Origin of the sequence: Pseudoduganella sp. RAF53_2 (genome assembly GCF_052113985.1) — a bacterium.
Classification (GTDB): domain Bacteria; phylum Pseudomonadota; class Gammaproteobacteria; order Burkholderiales; family Burkholderiaceae_D; genus Rugamonas.
In genome coordinates this window covers 1-8,035 of record NZ_JBFRDW010000240.1, presented here as the reverse complement: position 1 = coordinate 8,035, position 8,035 = coordinate 1, and the positions used below count along the sequence as shown (strand labels likewise).

The window sequence follows — 8,035 nt, the reverse complement described above, 5'->3', positions numbered from 1 at the left end:
GCTTCACCCAGACCACCCATGCCGCCCGTTACCAATGCAACTCGTGCCATCTTATGTTCCCCTCTGTGCGTTTCTTTGAAAACCTGCTTTTAGTCCCTCTCAACTGCCAGTGCTACGCCCATGCCGCCGCCGATGCACAGCGAGGCCAGGCCCTTCTTCGCGTCACGGCGAGCCATCTCGTGCAACAGGGTCACCAGAATACGTGCGCCGGAAGCGCCGATCGGGTGGCCAATTGCGATCGCGCCGCCATTGACGTTAATCTTGCTGGTGTCCCAGCCCATCTGCTTGTTCACGGCAATCGCCTGCGCCGCAAACGCTTCATTGATTTCCATCAGATCCAGATCCTGCGGCGTCCAGCCGGCCTTCTTCAGGCRCAGGGTGGAGGCGGACACCGGGCCCATGCCCATGATCGCCGGGTCCAGGCCCGAGGATGCGTAAGCCTTGATGCGCGCCAGCGGCTTCAGGCCCAGCTGCTTGGCCTGGGTAGCGGTCATCATGATCACAGCGGCCGCGCCATCGTTGATGCCGGAGGCGTTACCGGCGGTGACCGAACCATCCTTGGTGAAGGCTGGACGCAGGCCGGACAGCGCTTCCAGCGTGGAGCCCGGCTTGATGTACTCGTCCTGATCGAAGACGATGCTGCCTTTCTTCTGCACGATTTCCAGCGGCAGGATCTCGTCCTTGAACTTGCCTTCCTTCTGAGCGGCTTCCGCTTTCAGCTGCGACTGCAGCGCGAACTCGTCCTGCTCCTGGCGGGTGATCTCGTATTTCTTCGCCACGTTCTCGGCGGTCTGGCCCATGTGGTACTGGTTGTACACATCCCACAGGCCGTCGATGATCATGGAGTCGGTCATCTTCACTTCGCCCATACGGAAGCCGTCGCGCGAACCGTTCAGTACGTGCGGTGCCGCACTCATGTTTTCCTGGCCGCCGGCGATAATGATGTTCGAGTCGCCGCACTTGATGGCCTGCGCCGCCAGGTGGGTCGCCTTCAGTCCGCTGCCGCACACCATGTTGATGGTCTGGGCCGGGATCGCATTCGGCAGGCCCGCTTTGATGACAGCCTGGCGCGCCGGGTTCTGGCCAACACCGGCCGTGAGTACCTGGCCGAGGATGGCTTCGCTAATCAGGTTGGGATCGATGCCGGTCTTGGCCAGCAGGCCCTTGATGACATGGGCGCCCAGTTCGGACGCGGGGATTTTGGCCAGGCTTCCGCCGAATTTGCCAACCGCGGTACGGCCCGCGGCTACGATTACTACTTCATCCATGTGCTTCTCCGGTACTGTGGGGTGGTTATAAATCTTTCATTTCATTCTAACGAAGCGGTCTGCAGCAATCCACTATGTCCTACCGGAACAAGGGCTTATTCAAAGCAGCATCTGTTGCCTCACGGCTGTAAGCCTGTGCCAGGCCAAACGCCTGTTGCGATTGGCTTGTGGCGAGGTCGAGCAGGTCTTCCGGGTTTTGCATTGCAAGGAACTGGTTGGAGGCAACGGTGGCCGACGCCAGCGAAGAAAGCGCCGCATCCATTGCGGCTTGCGCGTAAGCATCGAAGTTCGCCATTTGCGCATTGAATGCGGCCATTGCGGCGCGAGAAAATTCTTCAGGAAGCGAATACATTGGACAAGCTCCTTCGATGAGATAACGCAAGAGTCATCATGCTAGGGAAGTGTTCCATTCAACTCTTTGATGAAGATCAAAGGTTTCTTTCATTTTGCATAAAACTTTTTCTCGTGTCACGACAATAACCTGATTCCATCTAATGATGCAGCACACTGTTCGCGTATCACGTTGACGAAGTCGGTTACAAAAGCCTTTTGCCGCAAGCCTTCCGGCACCGAGACAAACAGGTCACTCCACAGGCCCTGCTCGCCAATCGGACGCGCAATCACGTAGTCGTAATCCACGTAATTTTTGATGGCCCAATTCGGCAGCGCAGCCACGCCGCGGCGGCTGGCGACCAGTTGCAGAATGGCCACGGTAAGTTCTGCAGTCCGGCGCGTGTATTGCACTCCGGCAGGACGCAGCACTTCGCGGATCAGGTCGATGCGTTCTTCCGGCACCGGATAGGTGATCAGCGTTTCATTAGCGAAATCGCCTGCAATCAGGCGGCGCTGCGCGTGCAGGCGGTGCTTCTGCGCCATCACGGTCAGAATCTCGAAACGGAACAGCGGGAACACCGCGTAGCCGCCGTTGCTGTAGTCGGAACCGATCACCAGATCCGCATTGCCGCTGCGCAGCAGATCCGACGGCTCGCTGTGGAAACCGGACACGAGATCGATCTCCACTTCCGGCCAGCGCATGCGGAATTCATCCATCACCGGCATCAGCCAGTCGAAGCAGGTGTGGCATTCGAGCGCGACGCGCAGTTGGCCGCTATCGCCTTGCGACAGGCGCGCCACATCCCGCTCGGCTTGCTCGACTTCGGGCAGCAGCGTATCGGCGAGACGCAGCAGGCGGGCGCCCATGGCCGTGAAGCCGATGGGCACCGTCTTGCGTTCGAACAGGGGGCCACCGTAGCGATCTTCCAGCAGCTTGATCTGGTGCGACAGCGCCGACTGGGTCAAATTCAGCAATTGAGCGGCGCGGACCAGGCTGCCGGCTGAGCGTAGCGCGGCTAGTGTGCGCAGATGACGAATCTCGAGCATGAATGAATAATTTTCACGTTGTAAGGCAAAAAGTTTCGTTTTTATTATATGACGAGATGTCGCACACTTTACGTCACCAATGTTTAAAGTTGATGACAAAATGAAAACTGTGCATACCCATATTCCCGGCTTCCCTCGTATGGGCGCGGAACGAGAATTAAAGTTTTTACTAGAGCGCCATTGGCGTGGCGAAGTTGCCGCATCCGAGCTCGAAACGCTGGGCGGCGAACTGCGCGTACGCCATTGGGCGCTGCAGCGCGATGCGGGCCTGGATTTCGTCACCGTCGGCGATTTCGCGTTTTATGATCACGTGGCCAATCATATTCAGCTGTTCGGCTGCGAGCCGCCGCGCTTCGGCTTTGACACGGAGGAATCGCAACTGTCGCGCTATTTCGCGATGGCGCGCGGCGACTCTTCGCATGCGCATTGCGGCTGCGGCCATGATGGCAAGGCGCTGGAAATGACCAAGTGGTTCGACACCAACTACCACTACCTGGTGCCGGAGTTTTCGGAAGCTTCCTCGTTCACGCTCGCGTCCGCGCGCCTGCTGGCCGAGGTCGCCGAAGCGCGCGCGCTGGGGCACCGCGTGAAGGTGGTGCTGCTCGGTCCGCTGACTTTCCTGTGGCTGGGCAAAGAGCGCGGCGCGGCGGAGGGCTTCTCGCGCCTGTCGCTGCTGGATGCGCTGCTGCCGGCATATGGCGAACTGCTGGCGCAGCTGCGCGCGGCGGGCGCGGAGTGGGTGCAAATCGACGAGCCGGTACTGGGCCTGGATCTGCCCGCTGCCTGGCGCAACGCGTTCGAGCCGGCGTACTGGCAGCTGAATCAATCGGGTGCGCAACTGCTGCTGGCGACTTACTTCTCCTCGCTGGAAGAAAACCTGAGCCTGGCTTGCCGCCTGCCGGTGGCGGGCCTGCACGTCGATGCCGTGCGCGCGGCGCATGAGCTGACCAGCGTGGCCGACTGGCTGCCTGCGCACAAGGTGCTGTCGGTCGGCATCGTCGATGGACGCAATGTGTGGCGCACGGATCTCGATGCGGCCCTGGCGCGCTTGCAGCCTGTGCTCGAAAAACGCGGCGGCGCGCTGTGGCTATCGACATCGTGCTCGCTGCTGCACGTGCCGTTCAGCCTTGAGAGCGAGCAGGCATTGGACGCGGAGCTGCGTTCGTGGCTGGCATTCGCGACGGAAAAACTTGACGAGCTCGCGCTCCTCAAAACCGGGCTCATGTCTCAATCAGCGCCTGACCCCAAATGGCACACGGGCTGGGCTGTGGCGCAGGCGGCGGTGGCGCAGCGCAGGCTGAGCGAGCGGGTGCATCGGCGTGCGGTGTCGGAGCGCGTGGTGTCGCTGGTAGCTGATCCGAAGGCGGATCAACGCGCGTCGGTGTTTGCGGAACGGCAGCGGGTGCAGCGCGAGCGCTTGCAACTGCCGGCCTTCCCGACGACCACGATTGGCTCCTTCCCGCAGACAGCGCAGATCCGCGCGGCGCGCGCTGCATTCAAGCGCGGCGAACTGGATGCGGTGACGTATGAGCGGGCGATGAAGGCGGAGATTGAGCTCGCCGTGCGCAAACAGGAAGAGCTGGGCCTTGATGTGCTGGTCCACGGCGAAGCCGAGCGAAACGATATGGTTGAATATTTCGGCGAGCAGCTGGACGGCTTTGCGTTCACGGCGAACGGCTGGGTGCAATCCTACGGTTCGCGCTGCGTCAAGCCGCCCATCATTTACGGCGATGTGCAGCGTCCTCAAGCGATGACGGTGCAGTGGGCGCAGCACGCGCAAAGCCTGACCGCCAAGCCGATGAAGGGCATGCTGACCGGGCCGGTCACGATCCTGCAATGGTCCTTCGTGCGCGATGACCAGCCGCGTTCGCAAACCGCGCTGCAGATTGCGGTGGCGATCCGCGATGAGGTCGCCGACCTTGAGCATGCCGGGATTGCGGTGATTCAGATCGATGAACCGGCCGTGCGCGAAGGCTTGCCGCTGCGCCGCGCGCGCTGGGACGAATATCTGGACTGGGCAACCAAAGCCTTCCGCATCAGCGCCAGTTCGGCAAGCGACGCGACGCAAATCCACACGCATATGTGCTACGCCGAGTTCAACGATATCCTGCCGGCCATCGCGGCCATGGATGCGGATGTGATCACGATCGAAACCAGCCGGTCCGCAATGGAACTGTTGGGCGGATTCGGCCAGTTCCGTTATCCGAACGAGATCGGCCCCGGCGTGTACGACATCCATTCGCCGCGCGTGCCGGACTCCAATGAGATGGCGCAGCTGTTGCGCAAGGCGGCAGCGGTCATCCCGCCATCGCAACTGTGGGTCAATCCGGACTGCGGCCTGAAGACGCGTGGCTGGGATGAAACGGCGCGCGCGCTGCAGAACATGGTGGCCGCAGCCCGCCAATTGCGGCTGGAAACCGCATAAACACTAGGGGGAGCGCCTGTTTGATTAATAAAAAGGCACTCCCCCTTTTGTATTTTCCACAGTAAAATGCACGAGCCCGGGCATAGCCCGTCCACTACTGACTCGTGTATGCCAAAAAGCTCGTTCCAGAAGCCCATCGAAATCAAGATTTCCACCGTCGTCGCAGTGTCCGCCATCCTGCAGACCTCCGACCTCATCACCCTCGACGCCGCGCTGCATGAAATGACTGGTGGCGTGTCCGACTTCTTCGAGGGCGACCCTGCGGTAATCGACGTGGGCTCCCTGGCGCCTGGCTGCGAGCGCATCGACTGGGCCGGCACCATCGCCCTGCTCAAGAAATACCGCCTGAATCCGGTCGCCGTGCGCAATGCCACGCCGGATATGGTGGAAGAAATCCAGTCCCACGGCCTGTCGCTGGACAGCGGCAAGCGCGAAGAAGCGCCCGCTCCCGAACCGAAAAAGCCTGCACCGGCGCCCGCCCCGGCCGCGGCGCCGGCTGCTGCCGCCCCAGCTTTCAGCGGCACCATGATCATCGATACTCCGGTCCGCGCCGGCCAGCGCATCTACGCGCGCGGCGGCGATCTGATCGTGATGGCGGTCGTGAACAACGGTGCCGAGATCATTGCGGACGGCAGTATTCACGTTTACAACACTTTGAATGGCCGCGCGCTGGCGGGTGCTTCCGGCGACGCTACCGCCCGCATTTTCGCTCTGCAAATGGCTCCGGAACTGGTGTCCATCGCGGGTGTTTATCGCACGTTCGAGGACGGTTTCCCGGCTGAGCACGCACGCCAGCCGACACAAATCCGCTTGAAAGGCGACAGTCTGGATATACAATCTGTCAATTCCGCAACGCGTGCTTAAAGCAATCTGTACTTAGAAATAAAGGATCTCTTCGTGGCTCGAATTATTGTTGTAACGTCCGGTAAGGGTGGTGTCGGCAAAACGACTTCCAGCGCCAGCTTCTCCACCGGCCTCGCCCTGCGCGGCCACAAAACCGTCGTGATCGATTTCGACGTCGGCCTGCGTAACCTTGACCTCATCATGGGCTGCGAACGCCGCGTGGTGTACGACCTGATCAATGTGATCAACAAGGAAGCCACCCTGAACCAGGCTCTGATCAAGGACAAGCACTGCGACAACCTGTACATCCTGCCTGCCTCCCAGACCCGCGACAAAGACGCGCTGAGCGAAGAAGGCGTGGAAGAAGTGCTGGCCGAACTGATCAAGATGGACTTCGAATTCATCATCTGCGATTCGCCGGCCGGTATCGAGCACGGCGCCCTGATGGCGCTGACTTTCGCCGATGAAGCCCTGATCGTGACCAATCCSGAAGTGTCCTCCGTGCGCGACTCGGACCGCATCCTGGGCATCATCCAGGCCAAATCGCGCCGCGCGCTGTCGGGCGGCGAACCGGTGAAAGAACATCTGCTGATCACCCGCTACTCGCCGAAGCGCGTGGAAGCGGGCGAAATGCTGAGCCACGAAGACGTGCAGGAAATCCTGCGCATTCCGCTGATCGGCATCATCCCGGAATCGGAACAAGTGCTGCATGCTTCCAACCAGGGTAACCCGGCGATTCACTTCAAGGGTACCGACGTGGCCGATGCTTACGAAGACGTGGTAAGCCGCTTCCTGGGCGAAGAACGTCCGCTGCGCTTTACCGACTATGAGAAGCCAGGCTTCCTGAAGCGTATCTTTGGAGCTAAGTAAATGGCGCTGCTCTCATTCCTGTTCCCCAACAAGCCGAAGACGGCTACCGCCGCCAAGGAACGCCTGCAAATCATCATCGCGCGCGAGCGCAATGGCCGCTCGGGTCCGGATTTCCTGCCTGCGCTGCATAAGGAACTGATCGAGGTGATTTCCAAGTACACCAAGGTGAACGCGGACGATATCAAGATCTCGCTCGACCGCCAGGGCAACCTGGAAGTGCTCGACGTTAACGTGGTGCTGCCGGACGTTTGATTTTTTTGAGCGCCCGGGACGTTTGACTTTAGCCCCGCGGCAAACCCTGGTGGCAGGCACATCGTGCCTGCCACCCGTTTTACGCCGCGGGTTTCAGGCGCGCGCCATCAGCAACTCCTGCGCCGCCTTGGCGCAAGCATCCACGTGCTGGTAGCCGATCTGGCGGAAGGCAAAGAAACCGATAGCGGCCGAGGCCGCCTGCCCCGCCAGCGGCACAATTTTGGTCGCCTGTTTGGCCAGCACTTTGACGCCGGTGCGTTTCAATAGCGCCAAAATCAGATCCTTGGTGATCACCTTCCCCACCAGCATGCCGCCGATGCTGATGGCGGCTTCGTAAGCGATCAGGCGGAATTTGGGTTGCAAGCGGTCGAGCTGGTCAGCAGATAAACCAAACTCCCGGTTAATATCGTCGATCAACAATGTAAAAAGACGTAGATCGGCGGCGACGTCCATGCCGGGAATCGGCACCGCCGCCACGCCTGCCGAAACCGCCGCGCGGCGCCGTACCAGACGCCGGCAGCGCTGGCGCGTTTCCTCGATATCCTCCGGCGACGAAGGCAGCAAAGTCCAGTCGTTGTCCACTTCTATGCCCTTTGGTGACTAGCAATTATTAAGTCAATGCATTGTAATGGGTGCTTAAGCAGTGTACCGTGTGATGAATAGACAGGTACGCACGGCTACACAGAGTTAGTGCCCACAAGAAATTTTTAGCCGTCTCGGCAACTATTTTTTGTAAATCTCTGTTATATTTGTGTGACTGTTTCTTAACATTCTTAAAAATGAGAATCGTAGTTTTAGATGCCGACAAAAGCCAGACAGATCTGATCTGTCAGGTACTGACCTCTGCGGGCCATGTTTGCCATGGTTTCCAGACGGGTAAGGACCTGCTGGCCCACGTTCGCAAAGACAGCTACGACATGCTCATCCTGGACTGGCAAGTCAGCGATATGGATGCCGCCGACGTGGTGCGCAAGACGCGCGAAAAGCTGCCGGAGAA

General features: G+C 60.0%; 9 protein-coding genes. 5 read left to right on the top strand and 4 right to left on the bottom strand.

Annotated features, from left to right (window positions below):
• Nucleotides 1-89: 89 nt before the first annotated feature.
• From AB4Z11_RS15510 to AB4Z11_RS15500, 3 genes are all read right to left on the bottom strand, one after another.
• Entirely contained in the window at nt 90-1,268 is a 1,179-nt protein-coding gene (locus AB4Z11_RS15510; protein WP_442026144.1) for an acetyl-CoA C-acetyltransferase, read from the bottom strand.
• A 79-nt stretch (nt 1,269-1,347) separates the two neighbouring features.
• On the bottom strand, nt 1,348-1,620 hold the full coding sequence (locus AB4Z11_RS15505) for a hypothetical protein (protein WP_442026143.1): 273 nt from the start codon (nt 1,618-1,620) through the stop codon (nt 1,348-1,350).
• Between the two features lie 116 nt (nt 1,621-1,736).
• Entirely contained in the window at nt 1,737-2,648 is a 912-nt protein-coding gene (locus AB4Z11_RS15500; RefSeq protein ID WP_442026142.1) for a LysR substrate-binding domain-containing protein, read from the bottom strand.
• Between the two features lie 100 nt (nt 2,649-2,748).
• Here AB4Z11_RS15500 and metE point away from each other — a divergent pair, with 100 nt between their 5' ends.
• The 4 genes from metE (at nt 2,749) to minE (ending at nt 7,038) form a co-directional block, all read left to right on the top strand.
• Complete coding sequence (gene metE / locus AB4Z11_RS15495) at nt 2,749-5,073, top strand: 5-methyltetrahydropteroyltriglutamate--homocysteine S-methyltransferase (protein WP_442026141.1); 2,325 nt, start codon at nt 2,749-2,751, stop codon at nt 5,071-5,073.
• A gap of 108 nt (nt 5,074-5,181) precedes the next feature.
• Nucleotides 5,182-5,937 carry a septum site-determining protein MinC gene (gene minC / locus AB4Z11_RS15490; RefSeq protein ID WP_442026140.1) on the top strand — a complete coding sequence of 252 codons (756 nt, stop codon included), beginning with the start codon at nt 5,182-5,184 and terminating at the stop codon, nt 5,935-5,937.
• Between the two features lie 33 nt (nt 5,938-5,970).
• The gene (gene minD / locus AB4Z11_RS15485) at nt 5,971-6,786 is read left to right on the top strand and encodes a septum site-determining protein MinD (protein WP_442026139.1); all 816 of its coding nucleotides are present in this window, start codon (nt 5,971-5,973) and stop codon (nt 6,784-6,786) included.
• Entirely contained in the window at nt 6,787-7,038 is a 252-nt protein-coding gene (minE, locus tag AB4Z11_RS15480) for a cell division topological specificity factor MinE (RefSeq protein WP_442026138.1), read from the top strand.
• Nucleotides 7,039-7,131: 93 nt separating this feature from the next.
• Here minE and AB4Z11_RS15475 read toward each other — a convergent pair whose 3' ends face one another.
• Nucleotides 7,132-7,620: a hypothetical protein gene (locus AB4Z11_RS15475; RefSeq protein ID WP_442026137.1), complete on the bottom strand. Its 489-nt coding sequence runs from the start codon at nt 7,618-7,620 to the stop codon at nt 7,132-7,134.
• Between the two features lie 197 nt (nt 7,621-7,817).
• Between AB4Z11_RS15475 and AB4Z11_RS15470 the strand changes: the two genes are divergently transcribed.
• The coding region (locus tag AB4Z11_RS15470; RefSeq protein WP_442026136.1) for a response regulator at nt 7,818-8,035 on the top strand (218 nt) is incomplete at its 3' end.

Coding starts and splice junctions, on each gene's coding strand:
- minC (WP_442026140.1), top strand. CDS start 5,182: ATGCCAAAAAGCTCGTTCCAGAAGCCCATCGAAATCAAGATTTCCACC.
- minE (WP_442026138.1), top strand. CDS start 6,787: ATGGCGCTGCTCTCATTCCTGTTCCCCAACAAGCCGAAGACGGCTACC.
- AB4Z11_RS15500 (WP_442026142.1), bottom strand. CDS start 2,648: ATGCTCGAGATTCGTCATCTGCGCACACTAGCCGCGCTACGCTCAGCC.
- metE (WP_442026141.1), top strand. CDS start 2,749: ATGAAAACTGTGCATACCCATATTCCCGGCTTCCCTCGTATGGGCGCG.
- AB4Z11_RS15505 (WP_442026143.1), bottom strand. CDS start 1,620: ATGTATTCGCTTCCTGAAGAATTTTCTCGCGCCGCAATGGCCGCATTC.